This is a genomic window from Halomonas sp. M4R1S46, assembly GCF_025725685.1.
Classification (GTDB): domain Bacteria; phylum Pseudomonadota; class Gammaproteobacteria; order Pseudomonadales; family Halomonadaceae; genus Halomonas.
In genome coordinates this window covers 4,165,371-4,183,337 of record NZ_CP107008.1, presented here as the reverse complement: position 1 = coordinate 4,183,337, position 17,967 = coordinate 4,165,371, and the positions used below count along the sequence as shown (strand labels likewise).

At 68.0% G+C, this 17,967-nt stretch carries 15 protein-coding genes; 13 read left to right on the top strand and 2 right to left on the bottom strand.

From position 1 onward, the window contains the following. Positions 1-20: 20 nt before the first annotated feature. The 10 genes from atpG (at position 21) to OCT48_RS19255 (ending at position 12,346) form a co-directional block, all read left to right on the top strand. Entirely contained in the window at positions 21-905 is an 885-nt protein-coding gene (gene atpG / locus OCT48_RS19300) for a F0F1 ATP synthase subunit gamma (protein ID WP_263590739.1), read from the top strand. 65 nt (positions 906-970) lie between these two features. Then, the gene (gene atpD / locus OCT48_RS19295; RefSeq protein WP_263590738.1) at positions 971-2,347 is read left to right on the top strand and encodes a F0F1 ATP synthase subunit beta; all 1,377 of its coding nucleotides are present in this window, start codon (positions 971-973) and stop codon (positions 2,345-2,347) included. Positions 2,348-2,371: 24 nt separating this feature from the next. Next, positions 2,372-2,800 (top strand): F0F1 ATP synthase subunit epsilon, encoded by a 429-nt coding sequence (locus OCT48_RS19290; RefSeq protein ID WP_183383131.1) that lies wholly within the window; start codon positions 2,372-2,374, stop codon positions 2,798-2,800. Positions 2,801-2,904: 104 nt separating this feature from the next. Beyond that, a complete protein-coding gene (gene mgtE, locus OCT48_RS19285; RefSeq protein ID WP_263590737.1) occupies positions 2,905-4,275 on the top strand; it encodes a magnesium transporter in 1,371 nt (456 codons plus the stop codon). A 158-nt stretch (positions 4,276-4,433) separates the two neighbouring features. Then, complete coding sequence (locus OCT48_RS19280) at positions 4,434-5,231, top strand: undecaprenyl-diphosphate phosphatase (RefSeq protein WP_263590736.1); 798 nt, start codon at positions 4,434-4,436, stop codon at positions 5,229-5,231. 196 nt (positions 5,232-5,427) lie between these two features. Next, positions 5,428-6,558 (top strand): FAD:protein FMN transferase, encoded by a 1,131-nt coding sequence (locus OCT48_RS19275; protein WP_263590735.1) that lies wholly within the window; start codon positions 5,428-5,430, stop codon positions 6,556-6,558. Between the two features lie 32 nt (positions 6,559-6,590). Next, positions 6,591-7,958, top strand: coding sequence for a bifunctional UDP-N-acetylglucosamine diphosphorylase/glucosamine-1-phosphate N-acetyltransferase GlmU (gene glmU, locus OCT48_RS19270; RefSeq protein WP_263590734.1), 1,368 nt, complete (start codon positions 6,591-6,593; stop codon positions 7,956-7,958). Between the two features lie 10 nt (positions 7,959-7,968). Continuing rightward, positions 7,969-9,801, top strand: coding sequence for a glutamine--fructose-6-phosphate transaminase (isomerizing) (glmS, locus tag OCT48_RS19265; protein WP_263590733.1), 1,833 nt, complete (start codon positions 7,969-7,971; stop codon positions 9,799-9,801). Positions 9,802-9,812: 11 nt separating this feature from the next. Beyond that, entirely contained in the window at positions 9,813-10,673 is an 861-nt protein-coding gene (locus OCT48_RS19260) for a DUF72 domain-containing protein (protein WP_263592654.1), read from the top strand. Between the two features lie 326 nt (positions 10,674-10,999). After that, positions 11,000-12,346 carry a sodium-dependent transporter gene (locus OCT48_RS19255; RefSeq protein ID WP_263590732.1) on the top strand — a complete coding sequence of 449 codons (1,347 nt, stop codon included), beginning with the start codon at positions 11,000-11,002 and terminating at the stop codon, positions 12,344-12,346. A gap of 93 nt (positions 12,347-12,439) precedes the next feature. On the opposite strand, the gene OCT48_RS19250 is transcribed toward OCT48_RS19255, so the two are convergent. Beyond that, positions 12,440-12,655: a PA3496 family putative envelope integrity protein gene (locus OCT48_RS19250; RefSeq protein ID WP_183383138.1), complete on the bottom strand. Its 216-nt coding sequence runs from the start codon at positions 12,653-12,655 to the stop codon at positions 12,440-12,442. 263 nt (positions 12,656-12,918) lie between these two features. Here OCT48_RS19250 and hexR point away from each other — a divergent pair, with 263 nt between their 5' ends. From hexR to OCT48_RS19235, 3 genes are all read left to right on the top strand, one after another. After that, positions 12,919-13,776 carry a transcriptional regulator HexR gene (gene hexR / locus OCT48_RS19245; RefSeq protein ID WP_263590731.1) on the top strand — a complete coding sequence of 286 codons (858 nt, stop codon included), beginning with the start codon at positions 12,919-12,921 and terminating at the stop codon, positions 13,774-13,776. A 160-nt stretch (positions 13,777-13,936) separates the two neighbouring features. Beyond that, the gene (gene uvrD, locus OCT48_RS19240; protein WP_263590730.1) at positions 13,937-16,141 is read left to right on the top strand and encodes a DNA helicase II; all 2,205 of its coding nucleotides are present in this window, start codon (positions 13,937-13,939) and stop codon (positions 16,139-16,141) included. A gap of 206 nt (positions 16,142-16,347) precedes the next feature. Continuing rightward, positions 16,348-17,433 (top strand): TRAP transporter substrate-binding protein, encoded by a 1,086-nt coding sequence (locus OCT48_RS19235; RefSeq protein ID WP_263590729.1) that lies wholly within the window; start codon positions 16,348-16,350, stop codon positions 17,431-17,433. Between the two features lie 49 nt (positions 17,434-17,482). Here OCT48_RS19235 and OCT48_RS19230 read toward each other — a convergent pair whose 3' ends face one another. Continuing rightward, entirely contained in the window at positions 17,483-17,890 is a 408-nt protein-coding gene (locus tag OCT48_RS19230) for an acyl-CoA thioesterase (protein WP_263590728.1), read from the bottom strand. Positions 17,891-17,967: the final 77 nt, after the last annotated feature.

The window sequence follows — 17,967 nt, the reverse complement described above, 5'->3', positions numbered from 1 at the left end:
ACGAACAAAGGTAGATCGCTATGGCAGCTGCAAAAGAGATACGCACCCAGATCGGGAGCATCAAGAACACGCAGAAGATCACCAGTGCCATGGAGATGGTCGCTGCGTCGAAGATGCGCAAGGCGCAGGATCGGATGAAGGCCAGCCAGCCCTACGCCAAGCAGATCCGCAACGTCGTGGGCCACATCGCCGATGCCAACCCGGAGTACAAGCATCCGTGGATGGATGAGCGCGAGGTCAAGCGGGTCGGCTACATCGTGGTGTCCAGTGACCGCGGCCTGTGTGGCGGCTTGAACGTCAACCTGTTCAAGTCCGTCGTCAGGGAGGCCAAGGCCTGGCGCGACAGCGGCGCGGAACTCGACTTCTGCGCGCTGGGCAGCAAGGCCACCACCTTCTTCCGCAAGTACGGCGGCAGCCTGGTCGCGGCCAAGAGCGGCCTGGGCGAGGCCCCGGCACAGGACGACCTGATCGGCAGCGTGAAGGTGATGCTGGATGCGTACGACGAGGGCAAGCTGGACCGCCTCTACGTGGTGTTCAACGAATTCGTCAACACCATGACCCAGAGGCCGGTGGTCCGTCAGCTGCTGCCCTTGTCCGCCGAGATGAGCGCGGATGATGCGCAGATTGAAGAACACAAGCGTCCCGGTAGCTGGGACTACCTGTATGAGCCGGATGCCAAGGAGCTATTGGATAGCCTGCTCGTGCGTTTCGTCGAGGCGCAGGTCTATCAGGCGGTGGTCGAGAACGTGGCCTGCGAGCAGGCCGCGCGCATGATCGCGATGAAGAGTGCCACCGACAACGCCGGCAATCTGATCGACGACCTGGAGCTGGTGTACAACAAGGCCCGTCAGGCGGCCATCACCCAGGAAATCTCCGAGATCGTCGGTGGCGCCGCCGCCGTATAGCCCGGGGGAGGGCGCGGCCCTCCCGGCAAGCAGGTTTCATTTGCAGGTATTTGAGAGGAACCAAGATGAGCGGACGTATCGTACAAATCATCGGCGCGGTGATTGACGTAGAGTTTCCGCGGGACGATGTTCCCAAGGTCTACGACGCGCTGAAGGTCTCCGAGAAGGAGACCGTTCTCGAGGCCCAGCAGCAGCTGGGCGACGGCGTGGTGCGCACCATCGCCATGGGCTCCACCGAGGGCCTCAAGCGTGGGATGGAGGTCGCCAACACCGGTGCGGCCATCTCCGTGCCGGTGGGCAAGGAGACCCTGGGTCGCATCATGAACGTGCTGGGCGAGCCCATCGACGAGGCGGGCGAGATCGGCGAGGCCGAGCGCATGCCGATCCACCGCAAGGCGCCGGGCTATGCCGACCAGGCGGCCACCAACGAGCTGCTGGAGACCGGCATCAAGGTCATCGACCTGGTGTGCCCGTTCGCCAAGGGCGGCAAGGTCGGCCTGTTCGGCGGCGCCGGTGTCGGCAAGACCGTCAACATGATGGAGCTGATCCGTAACATCGCCACCGAGCACAGCGGTTACTCCGTGTTCGCCGGTGTCGGCGAGCGGACCCGTGAGGGCAACGACTTCTACCACGAGATGGAGGAGTCCAACGTTCTCGACAAGGTGTCGCTGGTCTACGGCCAGATGAACGAGCCGCCCGGCAACCGCCTGCGCGTGGCCCTGACCGGCCTGACCATCGCCGAGAAGTTCCGCGATGAAGGCCGCGACGTGCTGCTGTTCGTCGACAACATCTACCGCTACACCCTGGCGGGTACCGAGGTCTCGGCACTGCTGGGCCGCATGCCCTCCGCGGTGGGCTACCAGCCGACCCTGGCCGAGGAGATGGGTGTGCTGCAGGAGCGCATCACCTCCACCAAGACCGGCTCCATCACCTCCGTGCAGGCGGTGTACGTGCCCGCCGACGACCTGACCGACCCGTCCCCGGCGACCACCTTCTCGCACCTGGACGCCACCGTGGTACTGGCGCGTTCCATCGCCGAGCTGGGCATCTACCCGGCCATCGACCCGCTGGATTCCACCTCGCGTCAGCTGGATCCGCTGGTCGTCGGCGACGAGCACTACAACACCGCCCGCGGTGTGCAGGGCGTGCTGCAGCGCTACAAGGAGCTCAAGGACATCATCGCCATCCTGGGCATGGACGAGCTGTCCGACGAGGACAAGCTGGCCGTCTCCCGGGCGCGCAAGATCCAGCGCTTCCTGTCGCAGCCGTTCTTCGTCGCCGAGGTCTTCACCGGGGCTCCCGGCAAGTACGTGTCGCTGAAGGAGACCATCCGTGGTTTCCAGGGCATCCTCGACGGCGAGTACGACGAGCTGCCGGAGCAGGCCTTCTACATGGTCGGCACCATCGACGAGGCCGTCGAGAAAGCCAACCAGATGAAGTAATCCCTCCACCTGGGAGACGTCATCATGACGAAAAGCTTCAAGTGCGAGATCGTCAGCGCCGAGGCGTCGATCTTCTCCGGCAACGCCGAGCAGGTCGTGGCGGCCGGGCGCATGGGGGATCTCGGGATCCTGGCCGGTCACACGCCGCTGCTCACCGAGCTGGCGCCCGGTCCGGTCCGTATCGTCCTGGGGGGAGGTGACGAGGATCACTTCTACGTCTCGGGCGGCTTCCTCGAGGTGCAGCCCGACGTCGTCACCGTGCTGGCCGATACGGCCATCCGCGCCGATGACCTCGACGAGGCCGCCGCCGAGGAGGCTCGCCAGCACGCGCTCAAGGCGATGGACGAGAAGTCCGCGGAGATGGACTATACCCGTGCCGCGGCCGAGCTGGCCGAGGCCATGGCCCAACTGCGCACCATCCAGCAGCTGCGCCGCAAGGTGGGCCGGAGCTGATTCCGGGCTCCTGCCATGTATGACGATCGCGCCCCCCGGACTCGTGTCGGGGGGCGTTTTCGTTGCCGTTGCCTGCCCGCCCGGGCATCGCGAGGACGAGCCCGATGCCACTCGATGATTCCCTGACCCCACACAAGACCACACTGCTGGCCGCCCTGGAGGCGGACGACCGCGCGCGTCTCGATGCCCAGCTGCCCGAGTTGCGCTCCGCCGACATCGCCGAGATCCTCCAGGACCTGTTGGAGGACGACGACGTGCTGCGCGGGCGCGCCCTGCTGGATTGCCTGCCCCTGGAGCGGCGGGCCAGCGTGATCGGCCACCTGCACGCCGAGGAGCAGCTCGTCATCGCCGAGGCCATGGGCGATGACGTGCTGCTGGCGGTACTGGAGGAGATGGGCGCTGACGAGCGCACCGACCTGTTCAAGGTGCTCGGCGAGGACCGTCGCGAGGCGCTGCTGCGGCGCATGGCACGCCAGGAGCGCGAGGACCTCAAGCGCCTGGCCAGCTACGAGGAGGGCACCGCCGGGGCGCTGATGACCTCCGACTATGTGGCCATCCCCGCCGGCATGACGGTGTCCCGGGCGATGATGCGGGTGCGCCAGACGGCGCCGGATGCCGAGACCGTCTACCAGCTGTACGTGATCGATCCCGAGGGTCGGCTGGCGGGCACCATGTCGCTACGCCAGTTGATGGTGGCGCGGCCGGGGGCCCGGGTCGACGAGCTGATGATCCGCGACGTCATCCATGCCACGGTGGACACGCCCCAGGAGGAGGTGGCGCGGATCGTCGCCCGCTACGATCTGCTGGCGCTGCCGGTGGTCGACGAGGGCCGTCGCCTGGTGGGCATCGTCACCCACGACGATGCCATGGACGTGGTGGAGTCCGAGGCCACCGAGGATATCCACAAGGGGATGTCCATCGGCCAACTGGAGGATGGCGTCGGGCGGGTGCCGCTCGCCAGCCTGTACCGCAAGCGGGTCACCTGGCTGGTATTGCTGGTGTTCGGCAACCTGTTCTCCGGCGCCGGCATCGCCTACTTCGAGGACACCATCGCCGCGCAGGTGGCGCTGGTGTTCTTCCTGCCGCTGCTGATCGGCAGCGGCGGCAACGCCGGCGCCCAGGCCGCCACCCTGATGGTGCGCGGCATGGCCACCGGCGACGTCGGCGTCAAGGACTGGGGCAAGCTGCTGGGGCGGGAACTGCTGGTGGCCGGCTCGCTGGGCCTGACCATGGCGCTGGCCGTGGCGCCCATCGGGGTGATCCGGGCCGGCGAGACGGTGGCCCTGGTGGTGGCGGTGAGCATGATCGCCATCGTGCTGTTCGGCAGCCTGCTCGGCATGTGCCTGCCCTTCGTGCTCGACCGCCTGGGCTGGGACCCGGCCACCGCCTCGGCGCCGCTGGTGACCACCCTGATCGACGCCTCGGGCGTGCTGATCTACTTCGGCTTCGCCACCCTGATGCTTACCGCCGGCTAGAGCGAATAGCAGCCCCGCTTCGACCTGTCCCGGCGTCCCCGAGCATATCCAATGGCGACTGCCTTCGCCCGTCGTGAGCGGGCGGACAGCCGGGCCCCGAGCATGTATTCTCTTGCTCCGCCCGAACGCCTTTTCCCAACGTCTCACAGGATACTTCCATGGATTGGTTACAGATTGTCCTGCTGTCTTTCATCCAGGGGCTGACCGAGTTCCTGCCGATCTCCAGTTCCGCTCATCTGATCCTGCTGCCGGTGTTGACCGACTGGTCCGACCAGGGCCTGGCCTTCGACGTGGCCCTGCACCTGGGCAGCCTCGCCGCGGTGGTCCTCTATTTCCGCCACGAACTGGTCGCCATGGTCGGCAGCTGGGGGCGCAGCGTGGCGGGGCGCGGCACCGACGAGGATGCCCGCCTGGCCTGGTGGGTGATCCTGGCGACCGTGCCGGTGGGCCTGGCGGGGCTCGCCTTCAAGGACAGCATCGAGGTGGTGATGCGCTCGCCGCTGGTGCTCGCCGGCGGGCTGATCGTCTTCGGCCTGCTGCTCGGCTATGCCGACTGGCGGCACCGCGGGGTGCGCAACGAGTATCACATGCTCTGGCGCGATGCCCTGTGGATCGGCCTGGCCCAGGCCCTGGCGTTGATTCCGGGGACCTCGCGGTCGGGCATCACCATGACCGCGGCGCTGCTGCTGGGCCTGAACCGCGAGGCCGCGGCGCGCTTCTCCTTCCTGCTGTCGATCCCGGTGATCGTGCTGGCGGGGGGGCTGGAGGCGCTGAGCCTCGCCGAATCGGCCGTCCCGGTGGCCTGGCTCGACCTGGCGGCGGGGACGCTGCTGTCCGGCATCAGTGCCTATCTGTGCATCCACTTCTTCCTGGTGTTCATCAAGCGGATCGGCATGCAGCCCTTCGTGGTCTATCGGCTCATTCTCGGGGGCGCCCTGATCTGGCTGTTCGGCTGAGAGTTTTTCCAAACGCCGGGCGAGATGAGCGCCGGGGACGAGGCGGAGCGAGGGTCTTTTGACCATGGACGGCAAAAGTAGCGCCCATGGACGGGTTTACAGCGCCCTCGCGCAGGCTTGTCGCCGGGAAAGCTCATCTCATTTGCCTGGCTGTGAAAGAAGATCCAATACGTCTCGCTCTATTTGGAGTCCCGTCATGTCACTCCCTTCCCATCGCCTCGCCATGCTGCTGCTGCTGGTCGTCCTGCTGGCCGGCTGCTCGGAGCGGACGCTGGAGTCGCCGGTCACCCTCGAGGGCGATATCTTCGGCACCTACTACCAGGTGACCCTCGCCGACCCGATCACCGCCGAGCGCCGCGCCGCGTTGGAGGACGGCATCCTCGCCGAGCTCGAGAGCGTCGACGCGGCCATGTCCACCTACCGCGACGATGCCGAGCTGGTGGCCTTCAACCAGGCCCCGGTCGGCAAATGGCAGACACTCTCCGCGCCGCTGATCGAGGTGCTGTCGATCGCCCATCGAGTGGGCGAGGCCAGCGGCGGCGCCTTCGACGTCACCGTGGGCGGGCTGGTCAACCTGTGGAGCTTCGGCCCCGAGGCGCGGCCCCGAGAGGTGCCGGAAGACGCGCTGATCGAGCAACGGCTCGCCGAGGTCGGCATGGACACCCTGGAGATCGATGCGGACCAGCGGCGCGCGCGCCGCCTGAAGGACGTCTTCGTCGACCTCTCCGGGGTGGCCAAGGGCCATGCCACCGACCGGGTGGCGGCCTATCTGGCGGCACAGGGTATCGAGAATTACCTGGTCAACATCGGCGGCGAGCTCGCGGTGGCCGGTCACCGCGACGGCGAGGCCGATCCCTGGCGCATCGGCATCGAGGTGCCGCGGGATGGCCGGCCCCAGGCCCAGCATGTGCTGCCCCTCCACGCTACATCGGTGGCCACCTCCGGCGACTACCGCAACTATTTCGAAGAGGATGGCCACCGCTACTCGCATACCATTGACCCGCGCACCGGGCGCCCGATCCAGCATCGCCTGGCCTCGGTGACGGTCGTGGATGCCTCCAACGCCCGTGCCGACGCCTGGGCCACCGCCATGTCGGTGCTCGGCGAGGACGAGGGCATGGCCCTGGCCCGCGAGCACGACCTGGCCGTGCTGGTGCTGGTGCGCAACGAGGCCGGCGACGGCTGGATGAGCCTGGCCAGCCCGGCCTTCGCGGCGCGCTTCGGCCACGACAGGCTCGAGGAGATGGGCATCGAGGTGGCCGACGGGGCGGCCGGCAACGTGGCAGCCAGCGACGTGGCAGCCGAGGCCCCGGAAGCACTAGAATGACCCGATTCAATGAGTGATCACAAGGAGTCACGATGAGCCTCGACGTGGTGATACTGGCGGCCGGGCAGGGCACCCGGATGCGTTCCACCCTGCCCAAGGTACTGCACCGCCTGGCGGGCAAGCCCATGGTGCGGCACGTGATCGACACGGCCCGGGGGCTCGAGGCCGAGCGTACCCATGTGGTGGTCGGCCATGGCGCCGAGCACGTGCGCGAGGCCCTGGCCGACTGCCGGCTGCGCTTCGCCCTGCAGGCCGAGCAGAAGGGCACCGGCCACGCCGTGGCCCAGACCCTCGATGCCCTCGGCGACGGCAAGGTGCTGGTGCTCTATGGCGATGTGCCGCTGATCCGCCGCGAGACCCTGCGCGGGCTGCTCGAGTCCGTCGACGAGCAGCACCTGGGCCTGCTCACCGTGACCCTCGAGGAGCCCGACGGCTATGGCCGCATCCTGCGCGATGAGGCCGGCGAGGCCGTGGCCATCGTCGAGCACAAGGATGCCTCGGAGGCCGAGCGTGCGGTACGCGAGTGCAACACCGGCATCATGGCCATGACCGCCGCCCAGCTGCGTCGCTGGCTGCCCCGGCTATCGGCCGACAATGCCCAGGGCGAATACTACCTCACCGACATCATCGCCATGGCCGCCGCCGAGGGCGTGAAGATCGCCACCGCCCAGCCGGCGCGCCCCCTGGAGGTCGAAGGCGTCAACAACCGCGCCCAGATGGCCCGTCTCGAGCGCGCCCACCAGGCGGATATCGCCGAGGCGCTGATGGCGCAAGGCGTGGCCCTGCTGGACCCCTCGCGTCTGGACGTGCGGGGCACCCTGAGCTGCGGGCACGACGTCGAGATCGATGTGGGCTGCGTGTTCGAGGGCGAGGTGGAACTCGGCGAGGGGGTGCGCATCGGGCCACATTGCGTGATTCGCGACAGCCATATCGGTGCCGAGACCGTGGTCGAGCCGCACAGCGTCATCGAGGGCGCCGTGGCCGCCGGGCGCAACCGCATCGGGCCCTTCGCCCGGCTGCGTCCCGGCTCGCGGCTGGCGGTGGGGGCACGGGTCGGCAACTTCGTCGAGACCAAGAACGCCGAGGTCGGCGAGGGCAGCAAGATCAACCACCTGAGCTATGTGGGCGATGCCCGGCTGGGGCGAGACGTCAACGTCGGTGCCGGCACCATCACCTGCAACTATGACGGCGCCAACAAGCACCACACCGAGATCGGCGACGGTGCCTTCATCGGCTCCAACACCGCCCTGGTGGCCCCGGTGAGCGTCGGCAAGGGCGCCACCGTGGGGGCCGGCTCGACCCTGAGCCGCGACGTGGCGGACAACGCCCTGGCGGTGAGCCGGGCGCGGCTGATCACCAAGGACGATTGGCTACGACCGGTCAAGCACAAGGACTACTGAGGAGAACGGCATGTGTGGAATCGTCGGCGCTGTCGCCCAGCGCAACGTCCAGGGCATCCTGCTCGAGGGCCTCAAGCGCCTGGAATATCGCGGCTATGACTCGGCGGGCATGGCCATCCGGGCCGACGACGGCCGGTTGCAGCGCCGCCGCGCCCTGGGCAAGGTGGCGGCCCTGGAGGACAAGCTCGCGGCGGCCCCCCTGGCCGGCCACAGCGGCATCGCCCACACCCGCTGGGCGACCCATGGCCGGCCCAGCGAGGCCAATGCCCACCCCCACCAGTCCGGGGAGCGCCTGGCGGTGGTGCACAACGGCATCATCGAGAACCACGAGGCCCTGCGCCACGAGCTCGAGGCCGACGGCTACACCTTCGCCTCCGAGACCGATACCGAGGTCGTGGCGCACCTGCTCGAGCGCGAGGCGCGTCAGGGCGACCTGCTCGGCGCGGTGCAGCGGGTGCTGGCGCGCCTCGACGGGGCCTATGCCCTGGGCGTGATCCATGCCGACGAGCCGGATGTGGTGATCGGGGCGCGCAAGGGCAGCCCGCTGGTGGTGGGCGTGGGAATCGAGGAGGCCTTCCTGGCCTCCGATCCCCTGGCCCTGCTGCGCGTCACCGACCGTTTCATCTACCTGGAGGAGGGCGACGTGGTGCGCCTCGCCGCCGGCGGGGAGATCACCATCCTCGATGCCATGGGGACCCCGGTGACCCGGGAGATCCAGACCTTCGAGCACGGTGATGGCGCCGCCAGCAAGGGCGAGTATCGCCACTTCATGCTCAAGGAGATCCACGAGCAGCCGGCGGTGATCGCCGCGGCCCTGGAAGGGCGCCTGGGCGATCGCAGCGTGCTGGTGGAGAGCTTCGGGCCCGAGGCCGAGACGCTGTTCGCGGGCGTCAGGCAGCTCCACCTGGTGGCCTGCGGGACCAGCTACCATGCCGGCCTGGTGGCGCGCTACTGGCTGGAGCGCTATGCGGGGGTCCCCGTGCAGGTGGAGGTGGCCTCGGAGTACCGCTACCGCCAGGTGGTGGTCCCCGAGGGCACGCTCTTCGTCACCCTGTCCCAGTCCGGCGAGACCGCCGACACCCTGGCGGCCCTGCGCTTCGCCAAGGACCGCGGGTACCTGGGCAGCCTGGCGATCTGCAACGTCCCGGGCAGCTCCCTGGTGCGGGAATCCGACCTGACGCTGATGACCCGGGCGGGGCCGGAGATCGGGGTGGCCTCGACCAAGGCCTTCACCACCCAGCTGACCGCGCTGATGCTGCTCACCCTGGCGTTGGGCCGGGTACGCGGCCAGGACCCCGACGAGCAGGCCGGCCTGGTCGAGGCCCTGCGTGGCCTGCCCGGGTTGGTACGGCGCGTGCTGTCCCTGGACCCGGCCATCGAGGCGCTGTCCACGGCCTTCGGCGAGAAGCACCATGCCCTCTTCCTCGGCCGCGGCGCGCACTTCCCCATCGCCCTGGAGGGGGCCCTGAAGCTCAAGGAAATCTCCTACATCCATGCCGAGGCCTATCCGGCCGGCGAACTCAAGCACGGGCCGCTGGCCCTGGTCGACAGCGAGATGCCGGTGATCTCGGTGGCGCCCAACGACGAGCTGCTCGACAAGCTCAAGTCCAACCTCCAGGAGGTGCGGGCGCGGGGCGGCGAGCTGTTCGTCTTCGCCGACGCCGAGGTGGGCCTGGCGGAGGAGGAGGGGGTCCATGTGCTGCGTCTGCCCCATGTGCACGAGGCGCTGGCGCCGATCCTCTATACCCTGCCGCTGCAGCTGCTCTCCTATCACGTGGCGGTGCTCAAGGGCACCGACGTGGATCAGCCGCGCAACCTGGCCAAGTCCGTGACGGTGGAGTGAGCGCGGCGGACATCCCGCCGCCCCTGCACCTGGGCCTGCCCATGTGGGCCAATCCCGACTGGCGCGGCGGCCTCTACCCGCCGCACGGGGGCGGCGACGGACACCTGGCCGACTATGCTCGGGTGTTCTCCGCCGTGGAAGGCAATACCACCTTCTACAGCGGGGCCCCGCGGCCGGAGACCGTGGCCGCCTGGTCACGCCAGGCGCCCTCGGCCTTCCGCTTCTGCTTCAAGCTGCCGGCGAGCCTGACCCACGAGCGCCGCCTGGTCGGGGTGGCCGCGGATCTCGAGGCGTTCCTGGCGACCCTGGCCCCCCTGCGGGATCGCCTGGGCCCGGTGATGATCCAGTTGCCCCGCGACTTCGGCGCCGACGAGCTGCCACGGTTGGACGCCGTGCTGTCCCGCTGGCCGAGGGCGATTCCCTGTGCCGTGGAGGTACGCCACAGCGATTTTTTCCACAAGGGCGCGGCCGAGACGGCTCTCAACAGGTTGTTGATAAGTCATGGCGTGAACCGCGTCATGCTCGACGTCCGCCCGCTGTTCTCCACACCGGCCGGCGACCACCCCGGCATGCGTCAGGCCCAGGGGGAAAAGCCGAAACGTCCATTACACGTGCTTTCCACGGCGAATCATCCGGTGGTGCGTTTCATCGGGCATGTTGACGCGGCGATCAACATCCGCTATTTCGCCCCCTGGATCGAGCGCCTCTCCCTGTGGATAAAACGGGGGAAAACCCCTTTCCTCCTTGTGCATACCGCCGACAACCGTCAGGCGCCCGAACTGGCTCGGCGGCTCTACCGGGACCTGGCGCTCCGGGCCGACCTTCCTGCCTTGCCGGCCTTCCCCGGGGAGCGGCAGACGCGGCTGTTCTGATCGACCTCGAGGCGCCGGGCGGTTTCGTGCCGATGGCTGGCCATCAAGCGTATGATCGGATACTTTTACGGGTCGATCGTCACTTGCCATCGGATATTGCGGATTTTCACGCCTATCCCGCGTGATCCTGCGCATATCCCTCCATGAGGTTTCCGCCGCCATGAGGTTGGCGGAAGCGTTGCCTCGGCAGCGATCCTGCTCGGCATCCGTGATGCCCTTGAATGCGCCATCCCGTGATCCGGGGTGGCGCGGACGTGGCGACTACAACCACAACGCCGTCATCGCATCCGATCGATCGATGACGACACGTACCATCAGGGTGATTTATGTCCATCAAGCAACATCAACATGCGCACTGGTCGTCCCGGCTGGCCTTCATCCTCGCGGCGACGGGGTCCGCGGTCGGCCTGGGCAATATCTGGAAGTTTCCCTACATGGTGGGGGAGAGCGGCGGGGCGGCCTTCGTGCTGGTCTACCTGCTGTGCATCGGCCTGATCGGCCTGCCGATCCTGGTGGCCGAATGGCTGATCGGCCGCCGCGGCCAGAACAACCCGGCGAACGCCATGGCCGACCTGGCCAGGGCCGCCGGCCGTCCGCGGGTCTGGGTGCTGGTCGGCATCAGCGGGATCCTCGGCGCCTTCCTGATCCTCTCCTTCTACAGCGTGATCGGCGGCTGGTCGCTGTACTACACCCTGAACTCGGTCACCGGCGCCTTCAGCGGCCAGGACGCCGACGGCATCGGCGCGCTGTTCAACGCCATGCTGGCGAGTCCCGGCCTGCTGCTGGCCGGTCACTCGGTGTTCATGCTGCTGGTCATCGGCATCGTGGCCCGCGGCGTGACCAAGGGCCTGGAAGGCGCCGTGCGCACCCTGATGCCGGCGCTGGGCGTGCTGATGGTGGTGCTGGTCGGCTACGGCATGACCACCGGCCACTTCGGCCAGGCACTGGTCTACCTGTTCAACCCGGACTGGAGCGCCCTGTCCGGCGAGACCGTCCTGGCGGCCCTGGGGCATGCCTTCTTCACGCTGTCGCTGGGCATGGGCATCATGATGGCCTATGGCTCCTACCTGGGCCGGGAGGTCGACCTGCTCAAGACCGCCCGCACCGTGGTGATCATGGACACCGTCATCGCCCTGGGGGCCGGCCTGGCGATCTTCCCCATCGTCTTCGCCAATGATCTCGACCTGGCCTCCGGCCCGGGCCTGATCTTCGTCACCCTGCCGCTGGCCTTCGGCCAGATGGGCGGCGGCATCATCGTCGGCCTGATGTTCTTCCTGCTGCTGACCTTCGCCGCCCTGACCTCGGCCATCTCGCTGCTCGAGCCGGTGGTGGAGTTCGTCGAGGAGCGCACCCCGCTGTCCCGCGTGGCCTCCACCCTGGTGGCCGGCGTGGCCGCCTGGGGGCTGGGCATCGCGGCGCTGCTGTCGTTCAACCTGTGGAGCGACCCGGTGCTGTTCGGCCTGAACGTCTTCGACCTGCTCGACAAGCTGACCAGCAAGTTCATGCTGCCGCTGACCGGGCTGGGGGTGATCCTGTTCACCGCCTGGCAGCTGGATCGCCATGAGGTGGCCAGGGAACTGGGACTGTCGGGCACCGCTGCGAGCCTCTGGCACCTGGTGACCCGCTTCATCGCCCCCATCGGCGTGGCGGTGGTGTTTATCTCCAGCCTGTAAGGCAGGCCGGCGACCGCCGGGGGAAAGCGCCCCCAAGAGCCCCGCTGCGGCGGGGCGCTGCATGTCCGGGGACGCGGGCCGGGGCGGTCGAGGTCAGTGCATCTCGTCCTCGCTCGCCTCGTCCTCCGGCAGGTCGGCGATGTCCTGGCTGAGGCGCTTGAACTCCTCATGGAGCTCGATGCCCCGCCGGGCCCGCAGGTTGCGCTGCGCCGCGGTGCGGGAGCGCTGTTCGTGTTCGGCGACTTCCATGCTCATGAAGATGTCGAGAAGTTCGCTCTTGACGGAGGTTAACCGTTCGACATTGCGCATGATCGACTCTCCTGTCTGCAGTGAGGGTGCCGGCATCGAGGGACGCTGCGCGACACTGCATTTCTTACTATACCGTACTTGACAGAATGATGACCGTCAGGGCCCAGCGCTGCCTGGCACCGGCCGCCGGGTCTGGCCCGGGAGGCGAGGGCACGCGAGAGTCCCCCTCGAGGGCCCGCTTGGGGCATAATGTGGTCCATAACCCGCTGAGTCGCGTGGCGCGCCGAGCGAACGCCCCGTGACTCGCCGACAAGGAGTGCCGCGTGAGCCTTGGCCTGTTCGATGAAATGAGACGCCGCATGGAGCACTTCCGTCGCTCCGAGCAGAAGGTGGCGCGTTTCGTGCTGCGCAACCCCGACGAAGTGATTCACATGCGCATCGTCGACCTGGCCACCGAGGCCAAGGTCAGCGAGCCCACGGTGGTGCGCTTCTGCCGGGCCCTGGGCTGCAATGGCTTCCAGGACTTCAAGCTCAAGCTGGCGCAGATGCTGGCCACCGGGAGCCAGTTCGCCCAGTTCTCCATGAACGACAGCGACTCGGTGGCCGAATTCTCCCACAGCATCTTCGACTCCACCGTCGGCACCCTGCTGTCGGTGCGGGACCGGCTGGACAACGAGGCGCTGAGCAAGGCGATCAACGCCCTGGGCATGGCCAACCGGGTGGAGTTCTACGGGTTCGGCGCCTCCGGTGCGGTGGCCTTCGATGCCCAGCACAAGTTCTTCCGCCTGCAGATCTCCACGGCGGCCTATGCCGACCCGCACATGCAGAACATGTCGGCGGCGACCCTCAAGGACGGCGACGTGGTGGTGGCCATCTCCCAGACCGGGCGGACCCGGGCCCTGGTGGCCAGCGTACGCATGGCCAGGGAGGCCGGTGCCACGGTGATCGGCCTCTGCCCCAGCGGCTCGCCGCTGGCCGGCGAGGTCACCCTGCCGCTGTACATCGACGTCCACGAGGACACCGAGATCTACACGCCGATGAGCTCGCGCATCGCCCACCTGGTGCTGATCGACGTGCTGGCGGTCGGCGTCGCCAAGACCCGCGGCCCGAAGCTCGACGAGCAGCTCAAGGCGGTCAAGAAGAGCCTCAACCCCCTGCGCTTCCCCGAACCCAAGCCATAAGCCCGGTTGCGCCGGGAGCTATAAGCTTTAAGCCGGAAGCTTGAAGAAACCCCCTGGACCCTAGCCTGGGTGGCCACATGCTGCCTTCGAGCTTCCGGCTCCGCCGGGTGCAATATGCTAAGCTGTCGACCCATTTTCCAAGCAGCGATGCCTTCCCGCTATGGACGACGTCACGGCGATTCTCGACCACATGAACCCGGCCCAGCGCGAGGCCGTCAGCGCGCCTCAGGGCAACATGCTGGTACTGGCCGGCGCCGGGTCGGGCAAGACCCGGGTGCTGGTGCACCGCATCGCCTGGCTGATGCAGGCCGAGGGGCTCTCGCCCTATGCCGTGCTGGCGGTGACCTTCACCAACAAGGCCGCCCGGGAGATGCGCACCCGTCTGGAGGCCCTGCTGGGCATCTCGCTGCGTCACGTCTGGGTCGGGACCTTCCACTCCATCGCTCATCGCCTGCTGCGTACCCACTGGCAGGACGCCCGCCTGCCCCAGCACTTCCAGATCATCGACAGTGACGACCAGCTTCGCCTGATCAAGCGCCTGCTGAAGGATCATCGCATCGACGATGAGCGCTTCCCGCCGCGCCAGGTGCAGTCCTTCATCTCCGGCTGCAAGGAGGAGGGCCTGCGACCCCATCAGGTGGATGCGCATGGCGACGCCTATCTGGGCCAGATGGTCGAGCTCTACGAGCGCTACCAGCTGACCTGCGAACGCGGCGGCCTGGTCGACTTCGGCGAATTGCTGCTCCGAAGCCTCGAGCTGCTGCGCGACAACCCGGCGCTGCTGGCCCATTACCAGGAGCGCTTCGCCCATGTGCTGGTCGACGAGTTCCAGGACACCAATACCCTGCAGTATGCCTGGCTCAAGCTGCTCACCGGCATGCGCACGCCGATGACCGTGGTCGGTGACGATGACCAGTCCATCTACGGCTGGCGCGGTGCACGGATCGAGAACATCCGCCGCTTCGAGCAGGAGTTCCCGGCGACCCGCACGGTACGCCTGGAGCAGAACTACCGCTCCACCAGTGCCATCCTCGATGCCGCCAACGCCCTGATCCGCCATAACGCCGAGCGCATGGGCAAGGAGCTGTGGACCGCCGGCGAGCGGGGCGAGCCGATCTCGGTCTACAGCGGCTTCAATGACCTCGACGAGTCGCGCTTCATCGTCGACACCATCCGCGAGAAGGTCGAGGAGGGCATCAACCGCCGCGAGATCGCCATCCTCTACCGCTCCAACGCCCAGTCCCGGGTGCTCGAGGAGACGCTGATCCGCCAGGGCGTGCCCTACCGGATCTATGGCGGCCAGCGCTTCTACGAGCGCCTGGAGATCAAGAATGCCCTGGCCTACCTGCGCCTGCTGCTCAACCGCGACGATGACGCCTCGCTGGAGCGGGTGATCAATGTCCCGGCCCGGGGCATCGGCACCCGCACCGTGGAGGTGCTGCGGGAACGGGCACGGCAGGCCGGCGTGCCCCTCTGGCAGGCGCTGCACGACGCCCAGTTGGACGGGGCCCTCAGGGGCCGGGCCGCCACCTCGGTGAAGGCCTTCGCCGACCTCATCGAGCGGCTCGACAACGAGACGGCGGGCCTGGCGCTCCACGAGATCATCGACCATGTCAACGAGCGCTCCGGCCTGGTGGAACACCATCGCAACGAGCGTGGCGAGAAGGGCCAGGCCCGGGTCGAGAACCTCGAGGAGCTGGTCACCGCCGCCAAGGCCTTCACCCAGGGCGAGGCCCTGGAGCCGGTGGAGGCCGGCGAGGGCGCGGCGGCCCTGGAGGCCTTCCTCGCCGAGGCGGCGCTGAATGCCGGCGACCATGAGGCGGACGAGTTCGAGGATTGCGTGCAGTTGATGACTCTGCACTCGGCCAAGGGCCTGGAGTTCCCGGTGGTGTTCGTCGCCGGCGTCGAGGAGGGGCTCTTCCCCCACAAGATGTCCCTGGAGGAACCCGGTCGCCTCGAGGAGGAGCGCCGGCTGTGCTATGTGGGCCTGACCCGGGCGATGCGCAAGCTCTATCTCACCCACGCCGAGCTGCGTCGGCTGCATGGCAAGGAGACCTTCCAGCGGCCGTCGCGCTTCCTGCGTGAGCTGCCCGAGGAATTCCTCGAGGAGGTGCGCCTGCGCGGCCAGATCTCGCGCCCGGTCACCGCCTCCCGCCCCATGCCGGCTCGGCGTCGGGACGCCATCGACGGGGGCGGCGACCTGCCGTCGCTGTCGCTGGGCCAGCGAGTCAGCCACCCGATCTTCGGCGAGGGGGTGATCCTCAACGCCGAGGGTGAGGGCGAGCGGGCTCGGGTCCAGGTCAGCTTCGAGGGCGAGGGGGACAAGTGGCTGGTGCTGGGGTTCGCCAAGCTGACGCCGCTGTAGGAAACCCGGATTTAGTGTTGCGCTCGATGACCCGCCTCTCAGCGCTCACGACATGAATCCGCGCTTTCTGTTGAGGGCGGCTGATATTGGCAATGGGCCAGGCAGTCGTTCGCTTGCCGCTGAAATCGGCTTTCACGCATACTGCCGAAGGAACAGGCGTGCCCCTCGGCGCGCCGTACAACAATCATCGAGGAGTCGCGCCCGTCATGGAACGTCGCAATTTTCTCAAGACCGTCGGGGCCGGCACCGCCGGTGTCGTCGCCGCGCCCTTCGTCTCCACTGCCGGTGCCCAGGAGCCCATCACCTGGAACATGGTGACGTCCTGGCCCAAGAACTTCCCGGCCCTGGGCACCGGTGCCAACGAGTTCGCCGAACGCATCGAGCGGATGTCCGGTGGCCGCATGCGGGTCCGGGTCCACGGCGCCGGCGAGATGGTCCCGGCCCTGGAGGTCTTCGACGCGGTGTCCGGCGGTACCGCGGAGATGGGCCATTCCGCATCCTACTACTGGCGCGGCAAGGTCGCGGCCGCGCAGTTCTTCACCGCGGTGCCCTTCGGCATGACCACCACCGAGACCAACGCCTGGCTCTACCATGGCGGCGGCCAGGCGTTGTGGGACGACCTCTACGCCGAGCACAACCTCAAGCCCTTCGCGGTGGGCAACACCGGCACCCAGATGGCCGGCTGGTTCAAGAAGGAGATCGACTCCCTGGAGGACATGCAGGGACTCAAGCTGCGGCTGCCGGGGCTGGCCGGCGAGGCGATGAGCGGCATCGGCGTGACCACCCTGACCATCCCGGGCAGCGAGATCTTCACCTCCCTGCAGACCGGGGTGCTGGACGCCGCCGACTGGGTCGGCCCCTACAACGACCTGGCCTTCGGCCTGCACCAGGTGGCGGAGTACTACTACACCTCGGCCTGGAACGAGCCCAGCGCCATCCTCGAGGGCACCGTCAACCTGGAGGCCTGGAAGGCCCTGCCGGACGACCTGAAGGCGGTGGTGAGCGAGGCGGCCCGAGCCTCCAACCTGGCGATGATCAGCGAGTTCGCCTTCCGCAACGCCGAGGCGCTGCGGACCCTGGTCGACGAGCACGGCGTGAAGCTGCGCGCCTTCCCCGATGACGTCATGGCGGCGCTCCACGAATCGTCGCAGCGGGTCCTTCGCCAGCAGGTCGAGAGCGACGAGGCGTCGCGCCGTGTGTACGAGGCCTACCGCGACTTCCAGCAGAAGGTCAGGCCCTTCACCGACGTCGGCGAGTTCGCCTACCTCAAGGCGCGGGAGCGCCTGGCCTGAGCCCGCGGAGGTCCTGCCGCGGCGATGACGGGAAGGAGGGCCGGGTGGCTCAGCCGCCCTGACGCACCGCGCGGATCCGGCCGTTGTCGTCCAGCGCGACCATCACGAAGCGCGCCTCGGTCACCTTGTGCAGTTCGTCGGGGTCGCGCTCGTGGGGGGCGCGGCTCCAGACCTCCACATCGATCTTGATCGAGCTGTGGCCGATCTCGCGGACGTCGGTGAAGATGTTGACCATGGAGCCCACGCGGACCGGGCACAGGAAGTCCATGGCCTCGATGGCGACCGTGGCCGTGCGGCCGAGCGCCTCGCGGCCGGCGGCCAGTTCGGCGGCCTGGTCCATGTGGCCGACCAGCCAGCCGCCGGGGATGTCGCCATGGAAGTTGGTGTCCTGGCGGCTCGCCACCAGCTTGAGCGTCAACTGGCCACGGGGCGCCGGGATATCGTCGAGATCGGTCATGGGGGAGCTTGCCTGGCTTGTTGTTGTGAGCGGTGTCAGCAGCCGGGGGCGAGACGCTGCCGTGGCCCCTGGATCGG

Excerpts from the sequence above, each read along its gene's own strand:
- atpG (WP_263590739.1), top strand. The coding sequence starts at position 21 with ATGGCAGCTGCAAAAGAGATACGCACCCAGATCGGGAGCATCAAGAAC.
- atpD (WP_263590738.1), top strand. The coding sequence starts at position 971 with ATGAGCGGACGTATCGTACAAATCATCGGCGCGGTGATTGACGTAGAG.
- OCT48_RS19290 (WP_183383131.1), top strand. The coding sequence starts at position 2,372 with ATGACGAAAAGCTTCAAGTGCGAGATCGTCAGCGCCGAGGCGTCGATC.
- mgtE (WP_263590737.1), top strand. The coding sequence starts at position 2,905 with ATGCCACTCGATGATTCCCTGACCCCACACAAGACCACACTGCTGGCC.
- OCT48_RS19280 (WP_263590736.1), top strand. The coding sequence starts at position 4,434 with ATGGATTGGTTACAGATTGTCCTGCTGTCTTTCATCCAGGGGCTGACC.
- OCT48_RS19275 (WP_263590735.1), top strand. The coding sequence starts at position 5,428 with ATGTCACTCCCTTCCCATCGCCTCGCCATGCTGCTGCTGCTGGTCGTC.
- glmU (WP_263590734.1), top strand. The coding sequence starts at position 6,591 with ATGAGCCTCGACGTGGTGATACTGGCGGCCGGGCAGGGCACCCGGATG.
- glmS (WP_263590733.1), top strand. The coding sequence starts at position 7,969 with ATGTGTGGAATCGTCGGCGCTGTCGCCCAGCGCAACGTCCAGGGCATC.
- OCT48_RS19255 (WP_263590732.1), top strand. The coding sequence starts at position 11,000 with ATGTCCATCAAGCAACATCAACATGCGCACTGGTCGTCCCGGCTGGCC.
- OCT48_RS19250 (WP_183383138.1), bottom strand. The coding sequence starts at position 12,655 with ATGCGCAATGTCGAACGGTTAACCTCCGTCAAGAGCGAACTTCTCGAC.
- uvrD (WP_263590730.1), top strand. The coding sequence starts at position 13,937 with ATGGACGACGTCACGGCGATTCTCGACCACATGAACCCGGCCCAGCGC.
- OCT48_RS19235 (WP_263590729.1), top strand. The coding sequence starts at position 16,348 with ATGGAACGTCGCAATTTTCTCAAGACCGTCGGGGCCGGCACCGCCGGT.
- OCT48_RS19230 (WP_263590728.1), bottom strand. The coding sequence starts at position 17,890 with ATGACCGATCTCGACGATATCCCGGCGCCCCGTGGCCAGTTGACGCTC.